Annotated in this window: 26 protein-coding genes; 9 read left to right on the forward strand and 17 right to left on the reverse strand. The window is 58.6% G+C overall.

Going from position 1 to position 26805, the window contains the following annotated elements; all coding sequences use genetic code 11:
• The first annotated feature begins 86 nt into the window (after positions 1–86).
• Positions 87–1379, forward strand: coding sequence for a putative porin (locus tag V6P94_RS20095; RefSeq protein WP_219262936.1), 1293 nt, complete (start codon positions 87–89; stop codon positions 1377–1379).
• A gap of 122 nt (positions 1380–1501) precedes the next feature.
• Here V6P94_RS20095 and V6P94_RS20100 read toward each other — a convergent pair whose 3' ends face one another.
• The 4 genes from V6P94_RS20100 to hrpA form a co-directional block, all read right to left on the reverse strand.
• Positions 1502–1729, reverse strand: coding sequence for an anti-sigma factor (locus V6P94_RS20100; protein ID WP_133078982.1), 228 nt, complete (start codon positions 1727–1729; stop codon positions 1502–1504).
• Positions 1723–2334: an RNA polymerase sigma factor gene (locus V6P94_RS20105; RefSeq protein ID WP_326397609.1), complete on the reverse strand. Its 612-nt coding sequence runs from the start codon at positions 2332–2334 to the stop codon at positions 1723–1725. The genes V6P94_RS20100 and V6P94_RS20105 overlap by 7 nt, the downstream gene beginning before the upstream one ends.
• A 30-nt stretch (positions 2335–2364) precedes the next feature.
• A complete protein-coding gene (locus tag V6P94_RS20110; protein ID WP_338648467.1) occupies positions 2365–3486 on the reverse strand; it encodes a beta-ketoacyl-ACP synthase III in 1122 nt (373 codons plus the stop codon).
• 158 nt (positions 3487–3644) lie between these two features.
• Positions 3645–7556, reverse strand: a complete 3912-nt coding sequence (gene hrpA / locus V6P94_RS20115) for an ATP-dependent RNA helicase HrpA (protein ID WP_338648469.1) — start codon at positions 7554–7556, stop codon at positions 3645–3647.
• A gap of 166 nt (positions 7557–7722) precedes the next feature.
• Between hrpA and V6P94_RS20120 the strand changes: the two genes are divergently transcribed.
• The gene (locus V6P94_RS20120) at positions 7723–8592 is read left to right on the forward strand and encodes a DMT family transporter (RefSeq protein WP_257623075.1); all 870 of its coding nucleotides are present in this window, start codon (positions 7723–7725) and stop codon (positions 8590–8592) included.
• A gap of 46 nt (positions 8593–8638) precedes the next feature.
• Here V6P94_RS20120 and V6P94_RS20125 read toward each other — a convergent pair whose 3' ends face one another.
• Positions 8639–9502 (reverse strand): DMT family transporter, encoded by an 864-nt coding sequence (locus tag V6P94_RS20125; RefSeq protein ID WP_338648471.1) that lies wholly within the window; start codon positions 9500–9502, stop codon positions 8639–8641.
• Positions 9503–9892: 390 nt separating this feature from the next.
• On the opposite strand from V6P94_RS20125, the gene V6P94_RS20130 reads away from it, so the two are divergent.
• Complete coding sequence (locus V6P94_RS20130) at positions 9893–10621, forward strand: hypothetical protein (RefSeq protein ID WP_338648473.1); 729 nt, start codon at positions 9893–9895, stop codon at positions 10619–10621.
• 50 nt (positions 10622–10671) lie between these two features.
• Here the strand turns inward: V6P94_RS20130 and V6P94_RS20135 are convergent, their stop codons facing one another.
• Both V6P94_RS20135 and cysK read right to left on the reverse strand, forming a co-directional pair.
• On the reverse strand, positions 10672–11610 hold the full coding sequence (locus tag V6P94_RS20135; RefSeq protein ID WP_133078975.1) for an aspartyl/asparaginyl beta-hydroxylase domain-containing protein: 939 nt from the start codon (positions 11608–11610) through the stop codon (positions 10672–10674).
• A 224-nt stretch (positions 11611–11834) separates the two neighbouring features.
• Complete coding sequence (gene cysK / locus V6P94_RS20140; RefSeq protein WP_133078974.1) at positions 11835–12809, reverse strand: cysteine synthase A; 975 nt, start codon at positions 12807–12809, stop codon at positions 11835–11837.
• Between the two features lie 205 nt (positions 12810–13014).
• Between cysK and V6P94_RS20145 the strand changes: the two genes are divergently transcribed.
• Entirely contained in the window at positions 13015–13860 is an 846-nt protein-coding gene (locus V6P94_RS20145; protein ID WP_338648475.1) for a MoxR family ATPase, read from the forward strand.
• Between the two features lie 21 nt (positions 13861–13881).
• On the forward strand, positions 13882–15060 hold the full coding sequence (locus tag V6P94_RS20150; protein WP_133078973.1) for a VWA domain-containing protein: 1179 nt from the start codon (positions 13882–13884) through the stop codon (positions 15058–15060).
• Positions 15061–15166: 106 nt separating this feature from the next.
• On the opposite strand, the gene V6P94_RS20155 is transcribed toward V6P94_RS20150, so the two are convergent.
• The 6 genes from V6P94_RS20155 to V6P94_RS20180 all read right to left on the reverse strand — a co-directional run bounded on the left by V6P94_RS20155 (position 15167) and on the right by V6P94_RS20180 (position 19536).
• Complete coding sequence (locus V6P94_RS20155) at positions 15167–16087, reverse strand: biotin-dependent carboxyltransferase family protein (protein WP_133078972.1); 921 nt, start codon at positions 16085–16087, stop codon at positions 15167–15169.
• Positions 16084–16788, reverse strand: a complete 705-nt coding sequence (locus V6P94_RS20160) for an allophanate hydrolase subunit 1 (RefSeq protein WP_133078971.1) — start codon at positions 16786–16788, stop codon at positions 16084–16086. The genes V6P94_RS20155 and V6P94_RS20160 overlap by 4 nt, the downstream gene beginning before the upstream one ends.
• The gene (locus V6P94_RS20165; protein ID WP_219263220.1) at positions 16785–17537 is read right to left on the reverse strand and encodes a 5-oxoprolinase subunit PxpA; all 753 of its coding nucleotides are present in this window, start codon (positions 17535–17537) and stop codon (positions 16785–16787) included. The genes V6P94_RS20160 and V6P94_RS20165 overlap by 4 nt, the downstream gene beginning before the upstream one ends.
• 145 nt (positions 17538–17682) lie before the next feature.
• Positions 17683–18216 carry a DUF2937 family protein gene (locus V6P94_RS20170; protein ID WP_133078969.1) on the reverse strand — a complete coding sequence of 178 codons (534 nt, stop codon included), beginning with the start codon at positions 18214–18216 and terminating at the stop codon, positions 17683–17685.
• 12 nt (positions 18217–18228) lie between these two features.
• Positions 18229–19005, reverse strand: a complete 777-nt coding sequence (locus V6P94_RS20175) for a class II glutamine amidotransferase (RefSeq protein WP_133078968.1) — start codon at positions 19003–19005, stop codon at positions 18229–18231.
• Between the two features lie 36 nt (positions 19006–19041).
• A complete protein-coding gene (locus V6P94_RS20180; RefSeq protein ID WP_133078967.1) occupies positions 19042–19536 on the reverse strand; it encodes an MFS transporter in 495 nt (164 codons plus the stop codon).
• A gap of 100 nt (positions 19537–19636) precedes the next feature.
• On the opposite strand from V6P94_RS20180, the gene V6P94_RS20185 reads away from it, so the two are divergent.
• Complete coding sequence (locus V6P94_RS20185; RefSeq protein WP_338648485.1) at positions 19637–21685, forward strand: S9 family peptidase; 2049 nt, start codon at positions 19637–19639, stop codon at positions 21683–21685.
• A gap of 51 nt (positions 21686–21736) precedes the next feature.
• On the opposite strand, the gene V6P94_RS20190 is transcribed toward V6P94_RS20185, so the two are convergent.
• Positions 21737–22030 carry a hypothetical protein gene (locus V6P94_RS20190; RefSeq protein ID WP_133078965.1) on the reverse strand — a complete coding sequence of 98 codons (294 nt, stop codon included), beginning with the start codon at positions 22028–22030 and terminating at the stop codon, positions 21737–21739.
• 82 nt (positions 22031–22112) lie between these two features.
• Here V6P94_RS20190 and V6P94_RS20195 point away from each other — a divergent pair, with 82 nt between their 5' ends.
• The 3 genes from V6P94_RS20195 (at position 22113) to V6P94_RS20205 (ending at position 23865) form a co-directional block, all read left to right on the forward strand.
• Entirely contained in the window at positions 22113–22799 is a 687-nt protein-coding gene (locus V6P94_RS20195; protein ID WP_010656469.1) for a spermidine synthase, read from the forward strand.
• Between the two features lie 52 nt (positions 22800–22851).
• Complete coding sequence (locus tag V6P94_RS20200) at positions 22852–23226, forward strand: YajD family HNH nuclease (RefSeq protein WP_019828707.1); 375 nt, start codon at positions 22852–22854, stop codon at positions 23224–23226.
• Positions 23227–23394: 168 nt separating this feature from the next.
• Positions 23395–23865 carry an RNA methyltransferase gene (locus tag V6P94_RS20205; RefSeq protein ID WP_133078964.1) on the forward strand — a complete coding sequence of 157 codons (471 nt, stop codon included), beginning with the start codon at positions 23395–23397 and terminating at the stop codon, positions 23863–23865.
• On the opposite strand, the gene V6P94_RS20210 is transcribed toward V6P94_RS20205, so the two are convergent.
• From V6P94_RS20210 to V6P94_RS20220, 3 genes are all read right to left on the reverse strand, one after another.
• Entirely contained in the window at positions 23862–24911 is a 1050-nt protein-coding gene (locus V6P94_RS20210) for an AI-2E family transporter (protein WP_133078963.1), read from the reverse strand. The genes V6P94_RS20205 and V6P94_RS20210 overlap by 4 nt on opposite strands.
• Before the next feature lie 74 nt (positions 24912–24985).
• Complete coding sequence (locus tag V6P94_RS20215) at positions 24986–25804, reverse strand: DUF4892 domain-containing protein (RefSeq protein WP_338648494.1); 819 nt, start codon at positions 25802–25804, stop codon at positions 24986–24988.
• Positions 25805–25949: 145 nt separating this feature from the next.
• Entirely contained in the window at positions 25950–26804 is an 855-nt protein-coding gene (locus V6P94_RS20220; RefSeq protein ID WP_133078961.1) for an alpha/beta hydrolase, read from the reverse strand.
• Position 26805: the final 1 nt, after the last annotated feature.

Genomic DNA, 26805 nt, shown 5'->3' on the forward strand with positions numbered 1-26805 from the left:
CACACCCAAGCCTCGTTAACGTGAGCCCGTATAGGGCCGATTTTTCTTGAGGTGGCCAAGGCCACCTCTGCACTGGGAGATTCACAATGCGTCTTGTTTCTACACGGGTTGCGGCTGGACTGTGTGGTGGCCTGGTACTGGCCATGAGCGTTCCGGCCAGCGCAGCAGTCGATGCCAGACTGCTCGAAATGCTGAAAGCCAACGGTTCCATTTCGCCAGCTCAGTACTCCGAGCTGCAAACTGAACTCGCCAGTGAGAATCAAGCCAAGCAAGAAGCTGCGGCCAATCAGGTCAAAAAATCCGACCTCACCGCCTTCGAACAAAAAGTCGCCTGGGCAGCTAAAACCGAACTCAAGGGGGATGTCCGGGTTCGTCACGAAAACATCAAGATTGATGGCGAGTCCGATGGCAAGAACAAGGATCGTCAGCGCATTCGTGCCCGTCTGGGTGCCTACACCGAAATCAACCCGCAAGTGAACACCGGTATTCGTATCGCCACTGGCGGCGGCGACGATGCGCGCTCCACCAACCAGGATCTGGATAACTACTTCGACAAGAAGCAGTTGTGGCTGGACATGGCGTTCATCGACTATCACCCGACTGCCGTCAAGGACCTGCACCTGATCGCCGGCAAGATGGCTCAGCCCTGGGTCAGCATGGGTGATGTGATTTGGGATAGCGATATCAACCCCGAAGGCCTGGCGGCCACTTACAAGCACAACCTGGGGAACAGCGGCGTCGAGATGTTCGGTAGCGCCGGTTACTACACCCTCAAGGACAACGTCGACGGCGACGGCGTGCAATTCCGTCATGACTTGCGTCTGTACGCAGGTCAGCTGGGTGCAAAATTCGCCCCCACGGACAGCCTGAAAGTGACCTTGGGCGGTAGCGTTTACAGCTACGACAATGACAAGGACAGTGCCTGCCCTACCACCGGGACCAAGACAACCCCTTGCGCCCTGGCCGTTAACGGCAACAGCACCAGCGAGTTCCGCCTGTACGAAGGCTTCGGCCAGGTCGATATCGCCAACCTGCCGCTGCCTCTGTCCCTTTACGGCCAGTACGTACACAACGCCGCCACCGACAGCGATCAGGACGACGCCTGGCTGGTGGGTTTCAAAAGCAAGCTCAATGCCTTCAGCCTGGACTACAACTACCGCGACATTCAGCGTAACGCCGTGGTCGGCGCCTTCACCGACTCCGACTTTGCCAACGGTACTACCGGTTCACGCGGTCACAAGTTCAAAGTGGGTTACGAAATCGACAAGAACTTTGGTGTTGGCCTGACGTACTTCCTGACCAAGGCTGACTACGTAACGTCCACCCAGAAAGATGCCAAGGCCAACACCTTGCAACTGGACCTGGAAGCCAAGTTCTAAAAGCGTCCCGTCATCAACAAAACCCCGAACCCGTTCGGCGTTTTGTGTCAGAACAGCAGAGCGAGGCTGGCGTCGGCCCCCCCATAACATCCACCGACGACACCCTCGCCCATGCTTCTTCTTTAGCGCGATTGCTCGCGCATCATTCGCTCAACCGTTTGCTCAAGGTCCGGGGGCAACGGTTCGGGAAGTCTTTTCAACGTGGCGCTCATCAAACGCATTTGCTTGATGAAACGTCGGCAGTTAGGACAAAACATCAGATGATGGCGCACCAGCAACCGCTCACGAACGCTCAGCTGGCCATCCAGATAGTCGCTTGAGCGCGCTACTTGCTGTTTGCAGCTCAACATTCGCCGGTTTCCTCGAAGTGTTCCACAGTCGCAAAGACTTTTAGTCGGGCTCGATGCACCAGCACCCGCACATTAGAGAGCGACAGTTCGAGAATATTACAGATCTCTTCAAGTTCAAGTCCCTGACGCTCGCGCAACACCAGCACACTGCTCTGCAGCTGCGGCAGGCTGAGAAGAGTTTGCTCAAGGCATTCGCGCAACTCGTCTTCCGTGAGCAAGGCTTCGGGGGTGTCCTGGTGCCAGGCAAACGGGGCCAGCAACCAGTGGCCATCACTGCTGAACCGGTCATCGTCTATGGTGCCGTGAGGCGAAGGCAAATCGTCGAGCAGCACTTCACGGCGATTTTGCTTGTAGCGGTTTTTTGCGGAATTGGCCGTGATGGTCAATAGCCAGGTTTTCAGGCTGGAACGGCCCTCAAACCCGGACAGATTGCGCACTACGGACAGCCATGCGTCTTGTACCACCTCGTCGGCATGTCGATTGCCGACGATCGCATAGGCCACGGCACGCATCGCGCTTTGATAGGTGCTAACCAGATCGCGAAAAGCCCGCTGCTCACCACTCAACAGCCGTTTGAGCAGTTCTGAGTCATCAGCAGCGGTCATGGATACCTCGTCTGATCGAGCACTGCGCGATTAACGTTTACGTAAAATCACACTGCCAATCGAATAACCGGCGCCGAACGAACTCAATACCGCCAATGCACCGCTTGGCAGATCGTCCTGATACGTATGGAAGGCAATGACCGAACCGGCCGAACTGGTGTTGGCGTAGGTATCGAGAATGACCGGTGCTTCTTCGATGGAAGCTTCGCGCCCCAACAATTTGCGCACGATCAGGTGGTTCATGCTCAGGTTGGCCTGGTGCAGCCAGAAGCGCTTCACCTGCTCAACGTCCAGCTGGTTCTCTTGCAGATGCTGACCGATCAGCTCAGCCACCATCGGGCATACGTCACGGAACACCTTGCGGCCTTCTTGTACGAACAGTTTGTCCGGGCTGTCAGCAAGCTCGTCAGAAGCACGGTTAAGGAAGCCGAAGTTGTTGCGGATATTGTTCGAGAACGTGGTCAGCAATTTGGTGCTGACGATATCGAACTGATGCTCGGACGTTGCCAGGTCTGCACGCTCGACAACCACCGCCGTCGCCGCATCACCAAAGATAAAGTGGCTGTCACGGTCACGGAAGTTCAAGTGGCCGGTGCACACTTCAGGGCTGATCAGCAGCACTGCGCGGGCCTGCCCCAACTGGACGCTGTTGCTGGCGGTCTGAATGCCGAAGGTCGCCGAAGAACAGGCCACGTTCATGTCAAAACCAAAACCCTGAATGCCCAGCGCGTGTTGCACCTCGATGGCAATCGCAGGATACGGGCGTTGCAGGTTGGAGCACGCCACAATCACGCCGTCGATATCGGCAGCTGTTTTGCCCGCTCGTTCCAGCGCCTGTTTGGCGGCGCCAACGGCCATTTCGCAGAGCACCGACATTTCGTCATTGCTACGGGCCGGCAAGTGCGGGCGCATGCGTTGCGGGTCAAGAATGCCGTCCTTGTCCATCACAAAGCGGCTTTTGATGCCCGATGCCTTTTCGATAAATGCAGCGCTCGATTCGGCCAGAGGCTGGACATCACCGGCCTCGATAGCCTCGGCGTTGTCCGCGTTGAACTGTTGCACATAGGTATTGAAAGACTGCACCAGCTCTTCGTTGGAGATGCTGTTGGCCGGGGTATACAGGCCGGTGCCGCTAATGACGACGTTATGCACGGTCGTTCCTCTATATGTATTCAGCTGTCGATAGCCGCGAAGTTTGCCATAAATGCCAGCATTTGGCGTTATTTGCGGATGTTACGGTCAATGTCCCGTGGGAGCGGGCTGGCTCGCGATTGCATCGAGAGCCAGCCGCTCCCACAGGTCACAGGGGTTCAAGCGTCCACCGCACTCCATTGCTTGCCCAGGCGCTTGTCCGAAATCGGCACCTTGGTACCCAGTTGCTGGCCGAACAACGACACGCGGTATTCCTCCAGCCACCAGCGGTACAACTCAAGCTGCGGGTCGCGCTTGCCTTCCTGGGCGTGCTTGGTGGCACGCGCTTGATACTGCGCCCAAAGCCCGCTCAGCTCACCGCTCCAGACCCGGTCTTTTTGAACCTGCCCCGGCAGTTTCTCAAGACGCATTTCTATCGCCTTGAGGTAACGCGGCAGCTCCTTGAGCCATATGGCCGGGGTTTCGCGGACAAAACCTGGATACACCAGATGACTCAACTGCTGCTTGATGTCATTCAGGGCAACCGCCTGGGCCAGATCGATCTTGCCTTTGAAGCGTTTTTGCAGACCGTGCCAGAGCTTGAGAATATCCAGCGTCAGCCTGGCCAGCTTTTCGGCATGCTCGGTCCAGGCTCCGCGCTTGCGCTCGGCCAGTGAGGCCAGCCCGGCACCATCACGAGGCAATACCGCTTCGCCTTCAAGGATGCAGCTGTCGAGGCTTGCCAGCAGAATGTCTTCGACCAGACTTTCGACCCGGCCAAGCTCACGGTACAACAAGCCCAGTTCGGTCAGCCCCGGCAGCTTGCCGCGCAAGAACTTCGCGGGCTCCGCCAGTTGTTGCATCAACAAGCGCTGCAAGGCTCGGCGATGCTGGTATTCAGCCTCGGCCGGAGTCGAGAAACGCCCCTCCTTGACCGTATTGCCCTCTTCCACCAACGCCGGGTAAACCGTCATCGACAGGCCCGCGATCTTTTGCTGGGTCTTCTCGGCAACCGGGGCGAACACCTTGGCCTCCACCGGCTGCTGATTTTTCGCCGTTTGCGGTACGGCCAGTGCCGCCTGGCTGGCCTGGGCGAAACGCGCCGTCAACTCGGCCAGATCACGTCCCTCACCCAGGAACTTGCCATCAGCGTCGACCACCTCGATGTTCATCTTCAGATGATTTTCGACCTGCTGCGCGGCCTCTGCCCACGCCTCGTCACTTACCCGTGCACCGGTCATGCGCAGCAGTTCGCGGCCCAGGGTCTGTGGCAGTGAACCTTGGGCAAACTCCATGCGCTCCAATGCCGCCTTGATGAAGTCAGGCACCGGTACAAAGTTTTTGCGCAACGCCTTGGGCAAACTGCGCACCAGAGCGATGCACTTGGCTTCGATCATGCCGGGCACCAGCCATTCCAGCCGCTCAGGCGGCAATACCGGCAGCAACGGCGCAGGCACCTTGACCGTCACACCATCACGGGGGTGGTTGGGTTCAAAGTGATAACTCAGCTCAAGGGTCAGATCACCCAAGTGCAGCGTGTCCGGGTAATGCCGGGCGGTGATTTCGGTGGCTTCACGGGCCAGCACGTCTTCTTCGCGCATGATCAACAGCTGCGGGTCTTTCTGGCTGTTGACCCGGTACCAGCTGTCAAAGGTCGCGGTCTGATGAATCTCGGCGGGCAGGCGGGCGTCATAGAACGCATACAGGGTTTCTTCGTCGGCCAGGATGTCCCGGCGCCGGGCCTTGGCTTCCAGCTCGTCGAGCTGCTCCAGCAGCTGCGCATTGGCGGTCAGGCACTTGGCACGGGACTGAATCTCGCCACGCACCAGCCCTTCACGGATAAACAACTCACGGGACAGTACCGGGTCAATCGGCCCGTAGTGCACGGCACGGCGACCGACCACGATCAGGCCGAACAAGGTGATTTGCTCGTAAGCCACCACTTGCCCGCGCTTCTTCTCCCAATGGGGTTCGAAATAGTTCTTTTTGATCAAATGCCCGGCCAGCGGTTCGATCCAGTCCGGCTCGATCTTGGCCACCATGCGCGCATACAGCTTGGTGGTCTCTACCAGTTCGGCGGTCATCAACCACTGCGGGCGCTTTTTGCCCAGACCCGACGAGGGATGAATCCAGAACCGGCGCTGACGCGCGCCCAGGTAATCGCCGTCTTCGGTTTTTTGACCGATCTGGCTCAGCAAACCGGACAGCACCGCCTTGTGCAATTTCGGGTAATCGGCGGGCTCTTGATTGACCGTGAGCTGCATATCGCGACAGATCAGGCTCAATTGCCGATGGGAATCACGCCACTCGCGCAACCGCAGGTAGTTGAGGAAGTTTTTGCGGCACCAGTTACGCAACGGGCTGGCCGTCAACGCCTGGCGCTGCTCTTCAAAGCCGCGCCATACGTTGATCAGACCGGCGAAGTCAGAGTCGACATCTTTCCATTGAGCGTGGGCCTGATCCGCCGCTTGTTGACGCTCCGGCGGTCGCTCACGCGGGTCTTGCACCGACATCGCACTGGCGACAATCAATACTTCCTGCAAGCTGCCGAGCTTGGCGGCTTCGAGCAACATACGGCCCATGCGCGGGTCCACCGGCAAACGTGCCAACTGGCGCCCCAGCGGCGTGAGCTGATTCTCGCGGTTAACCGCCGACAACTCTTGCAGCAGGTTGAAACCGTCGGTGATCGCCTTGCCATCCGGCGGCTCAATAAACGGAAATGCGGTAATTTCGCCCAGACGCAGGTGCAGCATCTGCAGGATTACTGCCGCAAGGTTGGTACGCAAAATCTCGGGATCGGTAAACTCCGGGCGGCCGTTAAAGTCTTCTTCGGCATACAGCCGCACACAGATACCCGGTTCGACCCGGCCGCAACGCCCCTTGCGCTGGTTGGCGCTGGCCTGGGAAATCGCCTCGATCGGCAGACGCTGTACCTTGGCCCGGTAGCTGTAACGACTGATACGGGCCGTACCACTGTCGATCACATAGCGAATGCCCGGAACCGTGAGCGAAGTCTCCGCCACGTTGGTCGCCAGTACCACACGACGGCCCGGGTGCGACTGGAAAATCCGCTGCTGTTCGGCAGGCGACAGCCGCGCGTACAACGGCAAAATTTCAGTGTGCTTGAGCTGCGCCTTGCGCAACATGTCGGCGGCATCGCGAATTTCGCGTTCACCGGGCAAAAACACCAGCACGTCGCCAGGGCTTTTGCGCTCACTGCGCTCGAAGGCCGCAATTTCGTCCAGCGTGGCAATGATGGCCTGATCGACACTCAGGTCTTCTTCGACATTGTTGCCCTCTTCGTCCTGCTCGGAGGTCAACGGGCGATACCAGGTCTCGACCGGGAAGGTACGGCCCGACACCTCGACAATTGGCGCGTCATTGAAGTGCTTGGAGAAGCGCTCCAGATCGATGGTCGCCGACGTGATGATGACTTTCAGGTCCGGACGGCGCGGCAGCAGAATCTTCAGATAACCCAGCAGGAAATCGATGTTCAGACTGCGTTCGTGAGCTTCATCGACGATGATCGTGTCATAGCGCTCGAGATAGCGGTCGTGCTGGGTTTCGGCCAGCAGGATGCCATCGGTCATCAACTTGACCAGGGTATTGGAATCGCTCTGATCTTCAAACCGCACCTGATAGCCGACCAATGCGCCCAGTGGCGTGCCCAGCTCTTCGGCTACCCGGCTGGCAACGCTGCGCGCAGCGATCCGGCGCGGCTGAGTGTGGCCAATCAGACCGTGTTGTCCACGGCCGATTTCAAGGCAGATTTTCGGCAATTGGGTGGTTTTGCCCGAGCCGGTCTCACCCGCCAGAATCAACACCTGATGCTTGAGCAGCGCCGCCTTGATCTCATCGCGCTTGGCGGCAATCGGCAGATTTTCGTCATAGCGAATCAACGGCACACTGGCCGCCCGTGCTGTCACCTGCGCACAGGATGCCTGGACCCGCTCGGCCCAGACGGCCAGCTTGGCCTCGTCAGGCTTTTTGCGCAGCTCATGCAGTTGCCGACGCAGCTTGTGGCGATCGGCGATCATGGCTTGATCAAGGTTTTTCAACAGTTGGTCGATAGCAGGCGATTCGTCAGTCATCAGGTGCGCAAAATCTTCGTAAATGCAGGGGGCGGATTGTCGCAGATTTAGGCGCTCATGCACGAATCTGTAGGAATTAGCGCGTTGTCTTGTCCGCTGCATCCCCTACACTGCCTGCCTTGAAACCTGTAAGGAAAATCCCGTGAGACTTGTCGATTTGGTGCGCATGCTGTCGTTAGCAGGCATTTGGGGGGCCAGCTTTCTGTTTATGCGGATCATCGCACCAGTGCTTGGGACCATTCCTACTGCATTCTTCCGGGTATCCATCGCCGCTACGGGCCTGGTGGTGATCTTGGCGCTGATGCGCGTGCGCTGGGATTTCGGCGGCAAGCTCAAGGTCATTTTGATTCTGGGGGTCATCAACTCCGGCGTTCCGGCCACACTGTATTCGGTGGCGGCCCAGGTATTGCCTGCCGGTTACTCATCCATTTTCAACGCCACCACCCCGTTGATGGGCGTGTTGATTGGCGGTCTGTTTTTCAGCGAAAAACTGACCCTGACCAAAATGGCCGGGGTGTTTCTGGGATTACTCGGTGTAGGGATCTTGACCCGGGCCGGGCCGGTTGCTTTCAATCTGGACTTGCTGATGGGCGCCCTCGCCTGCCTGCTGGCCACCACCTTTTATGGCTTTGCCGGCTTTCTGGCCCGCCGCTGGCTGGACCAGCAAGGCGGTCTTGACCCACGGCTTTCGGCCTTGGGCAGCATGCTTGGGGCAACCCTGTTCCTGTTGCCTCTGTTTGGCCTGAGTGTGATTAATCAGCCACCCGTGAGCTGGGGTGGAATGAGTGTGTGGTTATCGTTGCTGGGACTGGGGCTGGTGTGCACGGCATTTGCCTACATCCTGTACTTCCGCTTACTGACAAGCATTGGACCGGTCAAATCCATGACCGTAACGTTCATGATCCCGCCGTTTGGCGTGCTGTGGGGCGCGCTGTTTCTGGGTGAGCCGCTGTCAATGGCGCACCTGTATGGCGGGCTGCTGATCGCCGTGGCGCTGTGGCTGGTGCTCAAGCCCGGAGCGTTGGCCAAAACCTGAATCTGTAGCCGCTGCCGCAGCGGCTACACAAACACAAGCAGTATCCTCAGGTGGTCTTACGGAACACAAACATCAACCCGATGATAATCATGGCCATCCCGAGCACACTCAACGCTGCCAGCTTGTTGCCGAAAATCAGGTAGTCCATGAACGCAGTCACGGCGGGCACCAGATAGAACAGGCTGGTGACGTTGACCAGGTTGCCTCGGGCAATCATCCGGTACAGCAGCAAGGTTGCCATCACCGAAACCACCAGCCCCATCCACAAAACCGGCACCACAAAGCCCGCGCCGTGCTCGAAGTGAAATGGCTGGAACGGCACACACACCGCGCACACCAGCAGACCTGCAAGGTATTGCAACGGCAGTGTGCCGAGAGGATTCCGGGTGATGCGTTTTTGCATCAAGGTCCCTGCCGTCATGCTGGCAAGGGCCAACAGGGCAAACAACATCCCGGCCCACGACAAACCCGCCAGACCGATGTTCTGGTACACCACCAGAACCAGCCCGGCCAGCCCCAGCAGCAACCCGAGGGAACGGCTCAAGGAGTGTTTACGCTCCATGATCACGGCAGTGAGAATCGGCTGCACACCCATCACCGTGGCCATGACGCCGGGCGTCACTTTCAGCTCCAGTGCCAACAGATAAAAAATCTGATACGCCGCCAGCAACACCACACCCGTTGCCATCGCATAACTGATCGCCCTGGCGCCACGGGGCATCTGAAACTTCATCAACGGGATGATCAGCACCAAAGCCATCAAGGCAATAGCAAAACGGATCAACAAAAAGGCAAACGGCGAGGCGTGAGCCAGCCCCCATTTGGAGAAAATCGCACCGCTGCTCCACAGCAGTACAAACAGGCACGTGGAAGCAGCCGCCAGCGCGGACTCTTTAGTCATATAAAACATGGATAACACCTGTCATCAGGCAAAAAAGCCGACTCAGCCGAAACTGAAGTTCAATGGTTTTTTAGACGGGTACGGGCAGCCGAGCGATCAGCTCAGCCCGCAACAACACCCGGTGGCGATACGACGACGTACACCACAGTGCGACTGACAGGAGGTGGGTAGTGACTGATCTGCGCAGGCTGCTGGTTTGCACACGGCACGACGCCAGCAGTGACTGCTGAAACGACAACGCTATGTGGAAAGGAAACCGGCATGGGCTGATCTTTTTGAAGAGAGGATATCGAGCGTCGACTATAACCAGCGCCCGACATTAAATGCAACGACTCAACTGATTAAGAATGGGCGAGAGTCGAGTAAAACGAAGAGCTACACATTCGCTCAGACAGCTCTATGCCAAAACCCAGAACCCGGCTCAAGCACCAGCTTTTTAAATCACAGGCCAGGACAGCAGCTTGCTCAATACTGGCCAACGCACTGCCAACACAGTCCGGTGAAGCCATAGTGTTCAGACCCATCGACGCCCTGGCACTTGACGCATTCAATGGGTGGGGGGATGGCGTTCACTTTTCATGGGAAGAAGTACCCCTCTGGAAGGCCAGGGAACCCTGGTCATTCGACTTATCCATCTGGTGCGGCTCAGAGCTTTGCGGACTGTGTTTCGCCAACCCCAACCAGAGCCGGTTGCGAACCAAAATTATCCGACTGGAAGGCAACCCCGACATCCGACATCCGCTGAAAAATCGCGTAGCTGCGGTGGCAATGCTTGCCGTGGAGCACTATGCGCAAAAGGTGGGAAGTCGGTGGCTGGAAATTCAAGAACCGGCCCAGGAAGCCATGAAGGTCTATCAGGAACTGGGGTTTAAATTTGATGCATTCGGACGGCTTGTTATAGACCTGAAGAAGGTCGAGCATCATTTGCGCTGTACAATAAACAACCAAAATGGTGGCGATATGCCGGTCACGACCCCAACACCCGCCTCACCAAAGACCAAGCCCCACAGTGAGAGTAAACCCCGAGGTGCGACCACTTCAGCCACTCAGCAGCGTTTTTTACGCGTTGCAGTCAATGGCAGCAAAGCAGATGAACCTTCAGGTGTTTTAGCAGGCAGCCCGCTTTAATAATCCAAAAAAAACCGCTCACTCATGAGCGGTTCTTTTATGTTGTGAAATCAGCCAAACAACCAACGCCACAGCAGTACCAGCACCAGCACTGCCAATATCGGGCGGGCTATGCGATACAACTTGGGATTGCGGCGCTTCCATTGCTTGACCACGCCGCTGAAGCGATCGCTGAAGGTTTTGCTCCAGGCGTACGCCTTGTTGATGCCGCCTACGCGCTCATCATCGAGGTTCTGCGGCGCAGTGGCTTTACCCAGTTGCGCGCTGACCCAGCGGTTGATACGGGTCATGAAGGGACTGGTAAGCGGGCGTTCGATATCGCAAAACAGGATGACGCGAGTCATGTCGGTCTCATTCTTGACCCAATGCACGTAGGTCTCGTCGAACATCACGTCTTCACCATCACGCCACGCGTATTCCTCACCATCTACGAAGATACGGCAGGCATCGGAGTTGGGGGTCGACAGCCCCAGGTGATATCGCAGCGATCCGGCAAACGGATCACGGTGCGGGTTGAGGTGGCTACCGCCCGGCAGCAAGGCAAACATCGCGCCTTTAACATTGGGGATGCTGTTGACCAGCTCAACGGTTTTCGGGCACAGCAACTCGGCCGATGGCAACGCCTTGTCGTACCACTTGAGGTAAAAACGCTTCCAGCCTTTTTTGAAAAACGAGCCAAAGCCGGCGTCGTTATTTTTTTCTGCGGCGCGAATGTAGCCCTCGTCGAACAGGTGCATGGCTTCTTCGCGGATCGCTTGCCAGTTGTCCTTGAGGACATCCAGCTCAGGGAACTTGCTGCGGTCCAGGTACGGTTTGGACGGTACGCCGGAGAACAAGTACATCAGGGCGTTGTAGGGCGCAAAGAACGCTGAGTGATTGACGAACTGGCGTAACACCGGCAGCCGTGCCTTACCGCGAAAATGCACGTAAAGGATGCTGCCGACAAACAGCAGTATGAGCCCTGCCTTGATGGCGAAGGATAAGGTCATGCAACAACTCCTCGAAAATACCGTGCGGCACCAATAGCCCGACGTGGCAGCCGGCCATGATAAACACTAGCGACGTAGGACAAAACCCATCGAAACCAATATTCGGAGCAATGTACTACGCGAAGGGTAATGATTATGCATGTTGAGGAGCAAATCGCTTTGACGTGGGTCAGCAACAACCGTAGCCGCTGGCGCAGGCTGCGCCGGCGGCTACAGGCCCGTGTTTACTGGTGCAGCTCCTGCTCACTGAACATGTCGCTGAACAGGAAGCTCGACAGGTAGCGCTCACCCGAATCCGGAAGGATCACGACAATGGTCTTGCCTTGCATTTCCGGGGTTTCTGCCAGGCGCACCGCCACGGCCATCGCAGCCCCGCAGGAGATCCCGCACAAGATGCCTTCTTCCTGCATCAGGCGCAGGGCCATGGCCTTGGATTCGTCATCGCTGACCAGCTCGACCTTGTCGACAATCGACAGATCAAGGTTTTTCGGTACGAAACCGGCGCCGATACCCTGGATCTTGTGCGGTGATGGCTTGATTTCCTCCCCCGCCAGCGCCTGGGTAATCACCGGCGAAGTGATGGGCTCAACTGCCACCGACAAAATCGGCTTGCCCTGGGTGTGCTTGATATAGCGCGAAACCCCGGTAATCGTACCGCCGGTACCGACGCCAGAAACCAGCACGTCAACGCCGCCATCGGTGTCGTTCCAGATTTCCGGACCCGTGGTTTTTTCATGAATCGCCGGGTTGGCCGGATTTTCAAACTGCTGCGGCATGAAGTACCGCGCCGGGTCGCTGGCCTGGATTTCTGCGGCCTTGTCGATAGCGCCCTTCATGCCCTTGGCCGGCTCGGTCAACACCAGCTCGGCCCCCAGCGCCTTTAGCACCTTGCGCCGTTCTATGCTCATCGATGACGGCATGGTCAACGTCAATTTATAACCGCGCGCTGCTGCGACAAACGCCAGGCCGATCCCCGTGTTCCCCGACGTAGGCTCGATGATGGTCATGCCCGGCTTGAGCACGCCGCGGCTTTCGGCATCCCAGATCATGTTGGCGCCAATTCGGCATTTGACCGAATAACCGGGGTTACGGCCTTCGATCTTGGCCAGGATTGTCACGCCACGGGGTGCAATGCTGTTGATCTGCACTAAAGGCGTGTTGCCGATGGATTGGGCGTTGTCTGCAAAAATGCGGCTCATGGCGGGGTCCTTGTGCACCTTTTGGGAAGATCCCAAGGGTAGGCCTCACGCCGACATGCGTCCAGTCATGACGTGACGCTTCATTCAGAGACTGAATGGTGCGTCTGCGTTCATGTTCGTCGGGCGGCGCGTTATAGTCGGACATACTTTTAGTTCCCCCGCCCTGCCCCATGCAGGGCCCGGGTCATGGTTTGAGGAATAACAGATGAAGTTCGAAGGCACTCGCGCCTATGTGGCCACCGATGACCTGAAGCTGGCGGTCAACGCAGCAATCACCCTGGAGCGCCCGCTGTTGGTCAAGGGCGAGCCCGGCACCGGCAAGACCATGCTGGCCGAGCAACTGGCCGAGTCCTTTGGCTGCAAGCTGATCACCTGGCATATCAAGTCCACGACCAAGGCCCACCAGGGCCTGTACGAGTACGACGCCGTCAGCCGCCTGCGTGACTCGCAACTGGGTGTCGACAAGGTGCACGATGTTCGCAACTACCTGAAAAAGGGCAAGTTGTGGGAAGCCTTCGAGGCTGAAGAACGGATCATCCTGCTGATCGACGAAATCGACAAGGCCGACATCGAGTTCCCCAACGACCTGTTGCAAGAACTCGACAAGATGGAGTTCTACGTTTACGAGACCGATGAGACGATCAAGGCCAAGGTTCGCCCGATCATCATCATTACCTCCAATAACGAGAAAGAGTTGCCGGACGCCTTCCTGCGCCGCTGCTTCTTCCACTACATCAGTTTCCCGGACCGCACCACGCTGCAGAAAATCGTTGATGTTCACTTCCCGAACATCAAGAAAGAGCTGGTCAGCGAAGCCCTTGACGTCTTTTTCGACGTGCGCAAAGTGCCTGGCCTGAAGAAAAAACCTTCGACCTCCGAGCTGGTGGATTGGCTCAAGCTACTGATGGCCGACAATATCGGCGAAGCGGTATTGCGCGAACGCGATCCGACCAAGGCTATCCCGCCACTGGCCGGTGCGCTGGTGAAAAACGAGCAGGACGTGCAATTGCTTGAGCGCCTGGCGTTTATGAGCCGTCGCCCCAATCGCTGATTTTTCAAGAAGGCGATAAGCATGCTGCTTAATCTGTTCAATGAAATGCGTGCGGCCAAGGTGCCGGTTTCAGTGCGTGAACTGCTGGACCTGATCAACGCCCTGAAACACCGCGTGACCTTCGCCGACATGGACGAATTTTATTACCTGGCGCGCACGATTCTGGTGAAGGACGAACGTCATTTCGACAAGTTCGACCGTGCCTTTGGCGCCTACTTCAATGGCTTGCAAAACCTCAACGAACACCTTGAGGCCCTAATTCCCGAAGACTGGCTGCGCAAGGAATTCGAGCGTTCCCTGAGCGACGAGGATCGTGCGCAACTCCAGTCCCTGGGCGGTCTGGACAAGCTGATCGAGGCATTCAAGCAACGTCTTGAGGAGCAAAAGGAGCGCCATGCCGGTGGCAACAAATGGATCGGCACGGGCGGCACCAGCCCGTTCGGCTCGGGTGGCTATCACCCCGAAGGCATTCGTGTAGGCGATGCGGGCGCGCGCCAGGGCAAGGCTGCCAAGGTCTGGGAGCAGCGCGAGTACAAAAATCTCGACGACCAGGTCGAACTGGGTACGCGCAATATCAAGGTCGCATTACGCCGCCTGCGCAAATTCGCCCGCCAGGGAGCGGCGGATGAGCTGGATATTGACGGCACCATCGATCACACCGCCCGCGATGCCGGCCTGCTGAACATTCAGATGCGTCCCGAACGGCGCAATAACATCAAGCTGCTGTTGCTGTTCGACATCGGCGGTTCGATGGACTCCCATGTGAAAACCTGCGAGGAATTGTTTTCGGCCTGCAAGACCGAGTTCAAGCATCTGGAGTACTACTACTTTCACAACTTCATCTATGAATCGGTGTGGAAGAACAACCAGCGCCGCCAGGTTGAGCGCATTTCAACCCAGGACCTGCTGAACAAGTACGGAGCCGATTACAAAGTGATTTTTATCGGCGACGCGGCGATGGGGCCGTATGAAATCACCCATGCGGGGGGGAGTGTCGAACACTGGAACGAAGAGCCGGGTTACAAGTGGATGCAGCGCTTTATGGAGAAGTACAAAAAGCTCATCTGGATTAACCCGTACCCCAAGGACACCTGGAACTACACGGCGTCCATCGGGATCGTGCGCGATCTGATCGAAGACCGCATGTACCCGCTGAACCTTGAGGGGCTGGAAGAAGGGATGCGGTTTTTGGCCAAGTAGTACCGCGCTTACCGTGTGGGAGCGGGCTTGCTCGCGATGGCATCAACGCGACATGCCTGATGCACCGGGTTGACTGAAATCGCGAGCAACCCCGCTCCTGCAAGATTTACTGCACGAACCGCTGCATGAACCCGACCATCTGACGCTGCGCAGTCTCTTGCGTGGTCGGGCGCATAGTCACCCCCTCCCCTGGCAAGCACTGGGCCAGTCGCGCCAGTGCCAATGGCGTCAATGCCCCCAGTCGCGGGTAGCCACCGATGGTTTGACGGTCATTGAGCAGCACGATCGGCTGACCATCGGGCGGTACCTGAATCGCCCCCAACGGTATCCCTTCTGAAATCATCGGTGCGCCCTGATAGACCAGAGCCGGCCCCAGTAAACGGATGCCCATTCGATCGGCACGGGTGTCCAGGGTCCAAGGGCTGTTGAAGGCATCGAACGTGCTTTGGCCGCTGAAGGCACCTATTTGTGCACCTAATACCACGTCCAGCGCGGGGTTGGAGCTGAACACGGGTTGCAGCTCACGGGCCAGTTCGCGCAACGGCTGCCCATGCCCGGCATACTTCAGTTCAGCGCCTGCCGCCAGCCCGCGTCCAAAACCATCCGGCCCGCCCAGTTGTTCGCGGGCCACGGTGGCGCAACTGCCCAATACTTGGGGCGCCTCAAATCCCCCAGGAGCGGCCAGGTAAGCCCGAGCACCGAGCAGCGGCTGGGCAAGGGTCAGGGTCTGGCCTTTTTTCAGGGCAAAACTGCGCCAAGGCTTGAGTACCTGCCCGTCCACTGCGCCAGCAAGGTCAGCGCCCGCCAGTGCCAGGGTGCAATCGTCTTGCGCAACCAGGGTCAAGCCGCCAAGGGTGATTTCGATAACAACCGCATCCGGCGAATTACCCAATAACCAATTTGCCCACGCCATCGACAACCAGTCCGCTGCCCCGCCCTGGGTCACGCCCAGATGCCGCACGCCAAAGCGCCCGCGGTCTTGCAACAGGCACAATGGGGTGCTGGCCTGAATCAATAAACGGCTCATGCCAGTGCCTCCTGAGGAGTATCGTCGCCACCCAGACGGATGAATTCGGCGCGGGAAACAGGTTCGAACCGAACCGTATCGCCGGGTTGCATCAGGCTGTAGCCATCCCGTTCACGGTCGAACAGCGCGCTCGGTGTACGCCCGACAAGGTTCCAGCCGCCGGGTGATTGCGCCGGGTAAGCAGCGGTCTGGCGCTCGGCGATGCCGACGCTTCCGCTGGCCACGCGTTTTCGCGGAGTCGCCAGGCGCGGTGCGGCCAGGGCTTCTTCCACCAGCCCCATAAAGGCAAAACCGGGGGCAAACCCCAAGGCAAACACCTGATACTCATGGTCGCTGTGACGGCGAATAACCTCACTGACCGGGCAACTTGCGCGCTGGGCCAGCAACGTAAGCTCCGGGCCAACGCTCACGTCGTACCACACCGGCAGAACATGGCATTGCCCAAGGTTTTGGGTCTCAGGGCGCAGGTCAGTCAGCGCCAGGGCAATCAACTCACGGGCCTGGGCCGGGCTCAGCGCCAAGCCATCGTAATGCACCATCATGGTGGTGTAAGACGGCACCAGATCGATCAGGTACCCGGCAAAGCTGGCTCGCAGCCGCTCGCTGAGCGCCAGCATCCAGGGCATGTTGGTTTCGGCAATCTCATCGAACAAACGCAGCATCAGGCAATCGATAGCCACCACTTCGATACGCGGCTTCATGCCTGCGCCTGCTGATTCAGGGCATCGCGAATCTGCTGCACTGCAGCCACTGAACTGGCGTTATCGCCATGCACACACAGGGTATTGGCGTGCAGATGCAAGGCGCTGCCATCACTGGCAATCAGCGCCTTGCCCGCTGCGATGGTCAGGGCCTGTTGCACGATGACATCCGCCTCGTGATGCACGGCACCCGGCAACTGTCGGGAGACCAGGCGCCCGGCACTGTCGTAAGCGCGGTCGGCAAAGGCTTCGAACCACAGGGTCACGCCGAACTCATCACCAATGGCCTGCGCAGCGCTGTTGTCACGTGTGGCCATCAGCATCAGCGGCAGGCTTGAATCATAAGCGGCCAGGGCCTGGATCACTGCCCGCAGTTGCGCGGGATTGGCCATCATGTCGTTGTACATCGCGCCGTGAGGCTTGACGTAGCTGACCCGTGTGCCCTGGGCGCGGCAAATACCGTCCAGCGCACCGATCTGATAATGCAGCAGGTCTTGCAGCTCTTGCGCCGAGTAGGCCATCGAGCGGCGACCGAAGCCCGCCAGGTCCTGATACGCCGGATGGGCACCGATTGTCACGTCATGCGCCACGGCCAGTGCCACGGTTTTGCGCATGATGCCCGGGTCTCCCGCGTGGAAGCCGCAGGCGATGTTGGCGCAATCGATAAACGCCATGACGTCGGCATCCAGGCCCATGGTCCAGCTGCCGAAACTCTCACCCATGTCGCAATTCAATAACAGGCGGCTCACGATGATGCTCCTGTGGTCTTTTTATAGTTTAAGTGCGGGCCATTTTTCGACAGGTGCACGCCGTTCGTCCAACTAATAAAAGCCGGACTCGGACATAAGAAAAATTTGATTGCTTAACACGCTCTGCCCCTGGAACAGGGTGAGCTTAGTAACTGCGCTCGCGACGGGCCAGGCGTTCACGCTGGCGCTTGCCGCCCAGCACGACCCAATCCACCAGCCGCAAGAATCCTTCAATGACGAAGGAGAACAGCAAGGCCCCCGCCATCGCCCAGCCGATTGCCCCCGGCGACAGCAACACCTGGTAGGTGTAGGCGTTCAGGGTTTCTTCGCGGATGGCCGGGTCGGCCGCATAGGCCACTTGCAGGGCGCGCATGTACCACGGGCCCTGCATGGCCTGGAACTGATCATCGAGCAGGCGCTGACGGTTCAGCAAGGTGCCCAGGCTTGTGGCATCACTGCGAAACACCGGGTCGTCGCTGGCCTGGTAATGCGCCACCAACGCTTGCAGGTCGCCCTTGAAAAACTGGTTGGCGGTGTTCTGGAAACCCGCCAGCCCGGTCTGGGCTTCGATCAGATGAGCTTCGACGCGATTGGCATAATCATTGATGAACCCTGGCACTTGCACACCCATCAACAAACCAATGGTAAACAACACCAACCGCAGGTAGCTCAAGAACATGTCCGCCCATCCTTATTCGGTTGTGCCCTGGCTGACGCATTCGCCGCGTCGCCACAGGCTCCATTGGCCCGGTTCATAGCGCGTCCAGGTTTCGTTTTCGGTCAAAGGCTCGGTGGCGATCACGGTGACCACATCGTTGGGCGTTGTTTCGGCCTGAAAATCGACGATCACGTCGACATCTTTCAGGCGCGCCGGACCAAACGGGGCGCGGCGGGTAATTTGCGCCAGTTTGGTCGAGCAGTAGCAGAACAACCAGTCTCCGTCGCTGAGCAGGCAGTTGAACACGCCTTTGCTGCGAAACTCGGCGCAGGCCTCTACCAGCACCGGCAGGATGCTTTCGACGTCAACCGGCTCGGGGAATTTCTCGCGCACCCGATTGAGCAAGTCACAAAACGCCGCTTCGCTGTCGGTGTCGCCAATGGGGCGGTAAAAGCGGGTGCTCGGCGACAAATCGGCCAATTGGCCATTGTGCGCAAAACACCAGTTGCGCCCCCACAGTTCACGAACAAACGGATGCGTGTTCGACAGGCATACCTTGCCCACGTTGGCCTGTCGGATGTGCCCGATGACCACTTCGCTCTTGATCGGGTAACGCTGAACCAGCAACGCGACTTCGGAGTCGCAACTGGCGGCCGGGTCCTGGAACAGGCGCAGACCACGCCCCTCATAAAAGGCAATACCCCAGCCATCACGGTGCGGGCCGGTACGCCCGCCACGCTGCATCAGGCCGGTGAAACTGAACACAATATCGGTCGGGACGTTGGCGCTCATGCCCAATAATTCACACACGCTCGCACACTCGCATTCAGGCTCGACGAAATAGGATTACAACCGCGGCTCGACCCGGGACGGGGCCGATGCACGCGACGCGCCAGGTGGCACATAACGATCATTGCCAGCCGAGCCAAAAGGCTGGTCGTCTTCAGGATCGTGTTTAGCCGCTTGTGCCGACGCGTCGGCCTGTGCCTTGCGAGCCTTGCTGGCGCGCTCGATGGGCCAGCGGATCAACGCAAATACGGCGTACACACAAAACGCGATAATGGTGTACATCAGCAAGTCAGAGACGGCGCGCCAAACGTTGTTGCCGACTTTGAAGGCCAGGTCCAGGGCGGTGATCGCCACTGCCGGTGCAAACTGCTCCTTGACCGGGTCAATGATGGTCGGGCTAAACAGCAACACAGCCATTAACACACGCAGCGGCTCGCGCAACCAGCGCCACATGAAGCGGGTCATTCGGCACCATACGAGCAGGCAGCCCGCAGCAGCAAAGGCGTAAAGGCCCCATGCGATCAGATAGTCGTTCTCGGTCATGGTATCCATGGTCGGCAGGCAATGAGACGCTATGATAACGGCTTTTAGACAGTGCGGCTGCAACGCCGTCAGCTCCACTTCTTTTCATGCAGGTTTCAGAGAACACTCAATGACCGAATCAGCCTACGCAAATAGCGCCCCTATCGCACATAAAGTCGAGGGTTCAGACCCCTACTCGTGGTTACAAAATCGCGATAGCGATGAGGTTCTGGACTACCTGAAAGCCGAAAACAGCTATCAGGAGGAGCAACTGGCCGACCAGGCCCAATTGCGTGAGACGCTGTTTCAAGAGATCAAGGGCCGAATTCGCGAGACCGATCTGTCGCTGCCCTCGCCCTGGGGGCCGTATCTGTATTACACGCGCACCAACGCCGGTGATGAGTATGCTCGCCATTACCGCTGCCCGCGCCCGGCCGATGACAGCCAGCAGGTCGACGAAAACGCAGAGCACTTGCTGCTGGACCCGAACGCCTTGGCCGCGGGCGGCTTTATTTCTCTGGGCGCCTTCAGCATCAGCCCGGATCACCAGCGCCTTGCCTATAGCCTGGACACCAGCGGCGAAGAGGTCTATCGCCTGTTTGTCAAAGAGCTGAGCACCGGCGCAGTCACCGAGCTGCCGTTTGAAGAGTGTGATGGCAGCATGACGTGGGCCAATGACAGCCAGACGCTGTTTTTTGCCGAACTGGACGACACCCATCGCCCACACAAACTATTGCGTCATACCTTGGGCGAGACAGACGCCCACGAGGTATTTCATGAGCCGGACGGACGCTTTTTCCTGCATTGCTATCGTTCGAGTTCCGAGCGCCAGCTGATTCTGCTGCTCAACAGCAAAACCACCAGTGAAAGCTGGGTGCTGGACGCCAATCAGCCGCACCAGGCCTTTAGCTGCCTAGCGGCACGGGTTGAAGGGCACGACTACAGCGTCGATCACGGCCTGCACGAGGGGCAATGGGCGTGGTTTATCCGCACCAACCAGGACGGGATCAACTTTGCGCTGTATTACGCCTTTGGCGAGGTGCCGACACGCTGTGACTGGCAGCTTCTGATCGCCCATCACGACAGCGTAATGCTGGAAGGCTTGAGCCTGAACGCCCAAGCCTTGTGCCTGAGCCTGCGCGAAGGTGGGTTGCCGATCATCGAAGTCCGCCCCAACGGTTTGCCGTCGTATCGCGTGCAATTACCGGACGCCGCCTACAGCTTGTATGTTCAGGACAGCCTGGAATTTGATAGCGCACACATCCGCCTGCGCTATGAGGCGCTGAATCGCCCTGCGCAAGTACGGCAACTGACGCTCAATACCGGCGAACAAGTCGTACTCAAGGAAACACCGGTGCTGGGACCCTTCAATGCCGATGATTATGTAAGCCATCGCCTGTGGGCCACCGCTCCAGACGGCACCCAGGTGCCGATCAGCCTGGTGGTCAAGCGCGACGTGGTGGGCCAGCCTGTGCCGCTCTACCTGTATGGCTACGGCGCCTACGGCGAGAGTCTCGACCCGTGGTTTTCCCACGCCCGCCTGAGCCTGCTGGATCGCGGCGTAGCCTTTGCCATTGCCCACGTGCGCGGGGGCGGCGAACTGGGTGAGGCCTGGTACCGCGCAGGCAAGCAGGAACACAAGCACAACACGTTCAGCGACTTCATCGCCTGTGCCGAACACCTGATCGATCAGGGCCTGACCCGAAGCGAACAGTTGGTCATCAGTGGTGGCAGTGCGGGCGGCCTGCTGATTGGCGCAGTGCTCAATCAACGCCCCGAGCTGTTCAAGGCGGCGATTGCCGAAGTGCCATTTGTGGACGTGCTCAACACCATGCTCGACCCGGACTTGCCGCTGACCGTCACCGAGTATGACGAATGGGGCAACCCGCAAGAGCCTGAGGTATACGACCGGATCAAAGCCTACGCACCGTACGAAAACATCACGGCACAAGCGTATCCGGCGATGCTGGTGATTGCCGGGTACAACGACAGCCGCGTCCAGTATTGGGAAGCGGCCAAGTGGGTGGCCAAGCTTCGCGCCACCAAGACTGACGACAATCTGCTTGTGCTCAAGACCGAACTTGAAGCAGGACACGGCGGGATGAGCGGTCGCTATCAGGGTTTGCGCGACGTGGCACTGGAATACGCATTTGTGTTCAAGGTGCTCGGGATTAGCTGAGCACACCTGTAGCCGCTTCGCTCGTCAGCGGCTACAGGCTTTTGTCAGCGGTCAGTCTTGCAGTGCCTTACCCTTCCCGTCCTTGAGTTCAAGCCCCGGCAGCGGCTGGTCTTTGGGCGGTTGCGGCAGATCAATCGGGGGCAGCGGGATCAGGCTGCCACTCCCGGCAACCGGCTTGGGCACGGCGCGCGGGGTGACTTGCGGGTACGGGGTTGGCGTGGCAGTGCCCGGTGAACCCGGCGCGGCGGTCACGGGGGCACTCGGGACAGTCGTCAATTCCGTTGCCTGGACTGCACTTATCAAGAGCGCGCTCCCTGCAATGGCCGTTAGAATAGTGCGTTTCATCAATCACTCCGTTGCCAGACCGGCTTGTCTGCCCTCAGGCTACTCGTAACCTGAGGTTTTTGCCCCCCTCAATGAGATTTCCATGAAACGTTTTGTTTTGCTCGACACCACTCCGATCCCCGAAAACGGCGGCGCCTTGTGCCTGTTCGAGTATGGCGAAGACTTCGTGATCAAGATTCAGGGCGGCGACGGCGGCCAACTGATGAACACGCGCATGCACGGCTCCGAAGACGCGCTGGCCGAGATCCCTTGCCGCAAAGTCGCTGGCCGCCCGCAGTCGCGGGTACTGATCGGCGGTCTGGGCATGGGGTTCACTTTGGCTTCGGCACTCAAGCATTTGGGCAAGACTGCCGAAGTGGTGGTCGCCGAACTCGTGCCAGGCGTAGTGGAGTGGAATCGCGGACCGTTGGGCGAAAAATCGGGCAACCCCCTGCAAGACCCGCGTACCGTGATCCGCATGGAAGACGTGGCCAAGGTGCTGCAAGCCGAGCCCAACGGGTTTGATGCGATCATGCTCGACGTCGACAACGGCCCCGAAGGCCTGACTCAAAAAGCCAATAGCTGGCTGTATTCGGCGGGTGGCCTGAGTGCTTGCGCCAAGGCCTTGCGCCCAAAAGGCGTCCTGGCGGTATGGTCTGCCAGTGCCGACAAACAGTTTTCGGACAAGCTGCGCAAAGCCGGATTCAAGGCTGAAGAAGTCCAGGTGTTTGCCCACGGCAACAAGGGCACCCGACACACCATCTGGATTGCAGAAAAAATCAAAGGCTGATCAACAGCTAAACTTAACGACATAACCGTCATTTGTCTTACAAGGTGAACCCATGAGTTCGGTGAATCCACCCTCCCACACCGCCAAGCTGGACCGCATTCTGGCTGATGCCCAGCGTGACCGTGAAATGGGCTATCGCGACAAGGCCCTGAAAATGTACCCCCACGTGTGCGGCCGTTGCACCCGTGAATTTGCCGGCAAGCGCTTGAGCGAGCTGACCGTTCACCACCGCGACCACAACCACGACAATAACCCGCAAGACGGCTCCAACTGGGAGTTGCTGTGCCTGTACTGCCATGACAACGAGCACTCGCGCTACACCGACCAGCAGTACTTTGCGGAAGGCTCCACCAGCAGCCCGAAAATTGCCAAGGCCACCCACAACCCGTTCGCCGCACTGGCCGGTTTGATGAAGAAAGACGAGTAAAGCGTTGTTTAAGTAGTCGCTGCCGCAGGCTGCGAAGGGTTGCGGAGCAACCCGTTTTCTTGGAGTCCCCACAGATCCCTTCGCAGCCTGGGGCAGCGACTACAGATAGCAGCCCACCCCGTACCAATGCCGTATACTCGCGTCTTTTTTTCGCAAGGGCTCGGGCAAGTGGCAAACAAACGGTACAGCTGCATTGGTTTGTATAACCCCAAATCGCCAGAAAACGTCGGCTCGGTGATGCGTGCGGCTGGTTGCTACAGCGTTGCCTCGGTGTTTTACACCGGCAAGCGTTACGAACGTGCTCGCGACTTTGTCACCGATACCAAGAAAATCCATCAGGACATCCCGCTGATCGGCATCGACGACCTGAAAAAGATCATCCCGCTGGGCTGCATTCCGGTCGCGGTAGAAATGGTCGAGGGCGCACGTTCCTTGCCTGAATACACCCATCCGGACCGGGCGATCTATATTTTCGGCCCCGAGGACGGCTCACTGGGCAAAGACGTGCTGGAATGGTGCGAAGACGTGATTTACATCCCGACCACTGGCTGCATGAACCTCGCAGCCACGGTCAATGTGGTGCTTTACGACCGACTGGCCAAGGGCAACAACACCCGTTCCGGACCCAAGTTCGGCTAGACCTTGCCTTTGTTCTGCTGGCTGGAGCTCCAGTCCACCAGCAGGCTGTAGGCAATGGCAAGCAAGGTCGGACCGATAAACAAGCCGATAAAGCCGAAGGCTATCAACCCGCCAAACACACCGAGCAGTACGATCACCAGCGGCAGGTTGCCGCCGCGACTGATCAGGTAAGGCTTGAGCACGTTGTCGACACCACTGATGATCACGGTGCCCCAGATACCGAGGAAGACCGCCATCCCGTACTCGCCTTTCCAGGCAAGCCAGGCTGTGGCGGGAACCCAGATCAGCGGCGGCCCCATCGGGATCAGGCTGAGCAGGAACGTTGCCAGCCCCAGCACCAGTGCGCCGGGGACGCCCGCGATCAGGAAGCCGATCAGCGCCAGCAACGCCTGGGCTGCAGCGGTACCAATCACACCATTGACCACACGCTGTACGGTGCCCGCCACCAGTTCCTGGTAGTAGTCGGCACGGTCGCCAATCAGTCGCTCAAGCAGACCATGGACGAAGCTCGCCAGCCGCGGCCCGTCACGGTAGAAAAAGAACACAAAGACAATGCTCAACGTCAGCTCAAGAATGCCGCCGCCAATCTGTGCACTTCGGGCCAGGAACCAGTTGCCCACCTGCCCCAGGTAAGGTTTGACTGCCAGGAGCAGCGCAGCGCCCTGCTCGTCAATGGTGTTCCAGATGCCGACCAGGCGCTCGCCCACGATGGGAATACCGCCCAGCCAGCTCGGAGCGTCGGGCAAGCCTTCGAGCTGAACATCCTTGACGAAGGTTGTGGCATCGCGCACATGGTCTGCCAGGTTAAGCCCCAGCCACACCAGCGGCGCGGCCACCAACAACATCCAGCCCAGGGTCAGGATGCCCGCAGCCAGCGACTCGCGCCCTCCGAGCAAACGTGTCAGCAGGCGCATCAGGGGCCAGCTGGCAAACGCCAGCACCGCGCCCCAGAACAAGGCCGACCAGAATGGCGCCATCACCCACAGGCTGGCACCGAACAACACCAGGAGCAGAATCTGCACCAGCAGGCGATCGTTATTGAGCATGTGTGTTCCACAGAAAATTCAGAAATCAAAGAAGGACGACGACTACCCAGAGTGTAGCCGTCGTTTACAAGGGTCTAGCGCAGTAACTCGATACGCAGCCCTTTGGCATCGCTGTCGCCAAGCTCCATTCGGGCAGCCCGTACATCGTTGTTGATCAACGCATCGCGCCAGGCGGAAGCCTTGGCACCGGTCAAACTGACTCGGGAAGTTGAATCAAGGTTCAATGCCCTGGAGATTAATGTCAGCCACTGTGCATCCGGCTCGCCTGCAAGCTTGGGAAAGTCCAGCTCACCCGTGCTTTTCAACTGGCGCTGCAAGGTAGCCGAAGTAGGCAACAGTTCACCCAGATCGGCGCTCGCCTGAAGTTGCTCCACATGCAGGTAGCCTTTGCGACTGCCGCGATTGATCCCGTACAAGGCAACCAGCTGGTTCTGCTGGGGAGCTGCGCGACGTAACAACAAGTAGGATTGCTGCTCATCGGAACCGACCAGTTTGGAGTTACCGAAAACCTCATTGGCCCACAAGCTGCTTTCGCCACAGTCACGGGCCTGGCACCAGAACAACAGTTCGGCGCCCTGTTCCTGCAACGCCTCACGGGCAGCGGTAAAGGCTTCAGTGGCCGAGTGCTCTGCAGGCAGCTCGTAGGTGATGGCCGTGGTCAGGCCACGGGTATTGACCTGCCCCTCAAAACGCAGGCGACCGCTGATCTTGCGGATCGAGCCCATCGGGTAAATGCGTTCGATGTCAGGCTTGACGGAATAATCGACAATTTGTGCATCCGCGAGACGCGGTACGTCAGGCAAATCCTGGCTACCGGGCACATCGCTGGCCCAGAGTAACGGGCTCAGACAACTCAGGCTCAAGGCCAGGATAAAACGATTGGGTATTTTCATCGGCATACTTCACCGAGAGCTAGCGTGTGGCTCAGCATCCTCACGATAGAGACCGGATGGCCTTTCGGGGTCGCAGCGGTGTAGAGATCTATCATGGTCGTCTCCCATTTCAACCCGCCAAGCCTCGACAGTTGGTAGCCGCAAGTCAAGGAACGGCGAAGAACCGATTGAAACAGTCTGCAACAAGGATCGCCCCCGCTTCGTCATTCAGGTGCAAATGATGGCCACCCGGCAACCGTTCCAGGTTGAAGGGTAGTCGATCCAGCAGCTCGGAATGGCTGGCCAGCATGCCCTGCTCGGCCACCACCAGCATCGCCGGGCAACTCACACGCCGAATAAAGGACATGGCCTGTTCGTCATTCATGCGCAATGGTGTGGGCAATGTCAGGCGGCTGTCGCTACGCCAGCTATAACCTCCGGGGACCGGCATCAAACCGCGCTGGGCCAGCAACTCTGCAGCTTCCCGGCTGACGGCGACCAGGCCTTTCATCCGCGCTTCAACGGCGCGATCGAGGGTCGGGTGCACCGACTTGCGCTTGTGCTCCAGGCCGAGTTGCGCCTGCAGCGCCTGACCCATTCGCTCAGCCACGTCCCCTTCGGGGCCACTGCGCGCCACAATGCCATCAATCAGCGCCAGTCGGGTCACGCGCTGCGGAAACGATCCGGCGAAAACCACCGAGACAATCGCCCCCAGCGAATGCCCCAGCAGTGCAAATCGCTCCCAGCCTAATTGCTCGGCCACACACAGCACATCAAAGGCGTAGTCCGCCAACCCATACCCTGCCCCGCGCGGGCGATGATCCGAATGGCCATGCCCGGCAAGATCCAGCGCCACGATGCGCAGGCCCGAAAGCTTTGGCGCCAGTCGGGCGAAGCTATTGGCGTTGTCCAGCCAACCGTGCAGGGCAATCACGGGCACGCCATCCTCGGGGCCAAAAATGTGCGCAGCCAACTCGATATGCGGCAGGCTCAGACGAATTTCTTCAACCACAGGACTCATG

Source organism: Pseudomonas sp. ML2-2023-3 (assembly GCF_037055275.1).
Taxonomy (GTDB): domain Bacteria; phylum Pseudomonadota; class Gammaproteobacteria; order Pseudomonadales; family Pseudomonadaceae; genus Aquipseudomonas.

Coding starts and splice junctions, on each gene's coding strand:
- V6P94_RS20120 (WP_257623075.1), top strand. CDS start 7,723: ATGCTGTCGTTAGCAGGCATTTGGGGGGCCAGCTTTCTGTTTATGCGG.
- V6P94_RS20135 (WP_133078975.1), bottom strand. CDS start 11,610: ATGACCTTATCCTTCGCCATCAAGGCAGGGCTCATACTGCTGTTTGTC.
- hrpA (WP_338648469.1), bottom strand. CDS start 7,556: ATGACTGACGAATCGCCTGCTATCGACCAACTGTTGAAAAACCTTGAT.
- V6P94_RS20185 (WP_338648485.1), top strand. CDS start 19,637: ATGACCGAATCAGCCTACGCAAATAGCGCCCCTATCGCACATAAAGTC.
- V6P94_RS20180 (WP_133078967.1), bottom strand. CDS start 19,536: ATGGATACCATGACCGAGAACGACTATCTGATCGCATGGGGCCTTTAC.
- V6P94_RS20130 (WP_338648473.1), top strand. CDS start 9,893: ATGCCAAAACCCAGAACCCGGCTCAAGCACCAGCTTTTTAAATCACAG.
- V6P94_RS20190 (WP_133078965.1), bottom strand. CDS start 22,030: ATGAAACGCACTATTCTAACGGCCATTGCAGGGAGCGCGCTCTTGATA.
- V6P94_RS20125 (WP_338648471.1), bottom strand. CDS start 9,502: ATGTTTTATATGACTAAAGAGTCCGCGCTGGCGGCTGCTTCCACGTGC.
- V6P94_RS20095 (WP_219262936.1), top strand. CDS start 87: ATGCGTCTTGTTTCTACACGGGTTGCGGCTGGACTGTGTGGTGGCCTG.
- V6P94_RS20145 (WP_338648475.1), top strand. CDS start 13,015: ATGAAGTTCGAAGGCACTCGCGCCTATGTGGCCACCGATGACCTGAAG.
- V6P94_RS20200 (WP_019828707.1), top strand. CDS start 22,852: ATGAGTTCGGTGAATCCACCCTCCCACACCGCCAAGCTGGACCGCATT.
- V6P94_RS20195 (WP_010656469.1), top strand. CDS start 22,113: ATGAAACGTTTTGTTTTGCTCGACACCACTCCGATCCCCGAAAACGGC.
- V6P94_RS20220 (WP_133078961.1), bottom strand. CDS start 26,804: ATGAGTCCTGTGGTTGAAGAAATTCGTCTGAGCCTGCCGCATATCGAG.
- V6P94_RS20215 (WP_338648494.1), bottom strand. CDS start 25,804: ATGAAAATACCCAATCGTTTTATCCTGGCCTTGAGCCTGAGTTGTCTG.
- V6P94_RS20100 (WP_133078982.1), bottom strand. CDS start 1,729: ATGTTGAGCTGCAAACAGCAAGTAGCGCGCTCAAGCGACTATCTGGAT.
- V6P94_RS20155 (WP_133078972.1), bottom strand. CDS start 16,087: ATGAGCCGTTTATTGATTCAGGCCAGCACCCCATTGTGCCTGTTGCAA.
- V6P94_RS20150 (WP_133078973.1), top strand. CDS start 13,882: ATGCTGCTTAATCTGTTCAATGAAATGCGTGCGGCCAAGGTGCCGGTT.
- V6P94_RS20105 (WP_326397609.1), bottom strand. CDS start 2,334: ATGACCGCTGCTGATGACTCAGAACTGCTCAAACGGCTGTTGAGTGGT.
- V6P94_RS20160 (WP_133078971.1), bottom strand. CDS start 16,788: ATGAAGCCGCGTATCGAAGTGGTGGCTATCGATTGCCTGATGCTGCGT.
- cysK (WP_133078974.1), bottom strand. CDS start 12,809: ATGAGCCGCATTTTTGCAGACAACGCCCAATCCATCGGCAACACGCCT.
- V6P94_RS20170 (WP_133078969.1), bottom strand. CDS start 18,216: ATGTTCTTGAGCTACCTGCGGTTGGTGTTGTTTACCATTGGTTTGTTG.
- V6P94_RS20210 (WP_133078963.1), bottom strand. CDS start 24,911: ATGCTCAATAACGATCGCCTGCTGGTGCAGATTCTGCTCCTGGTGTTG.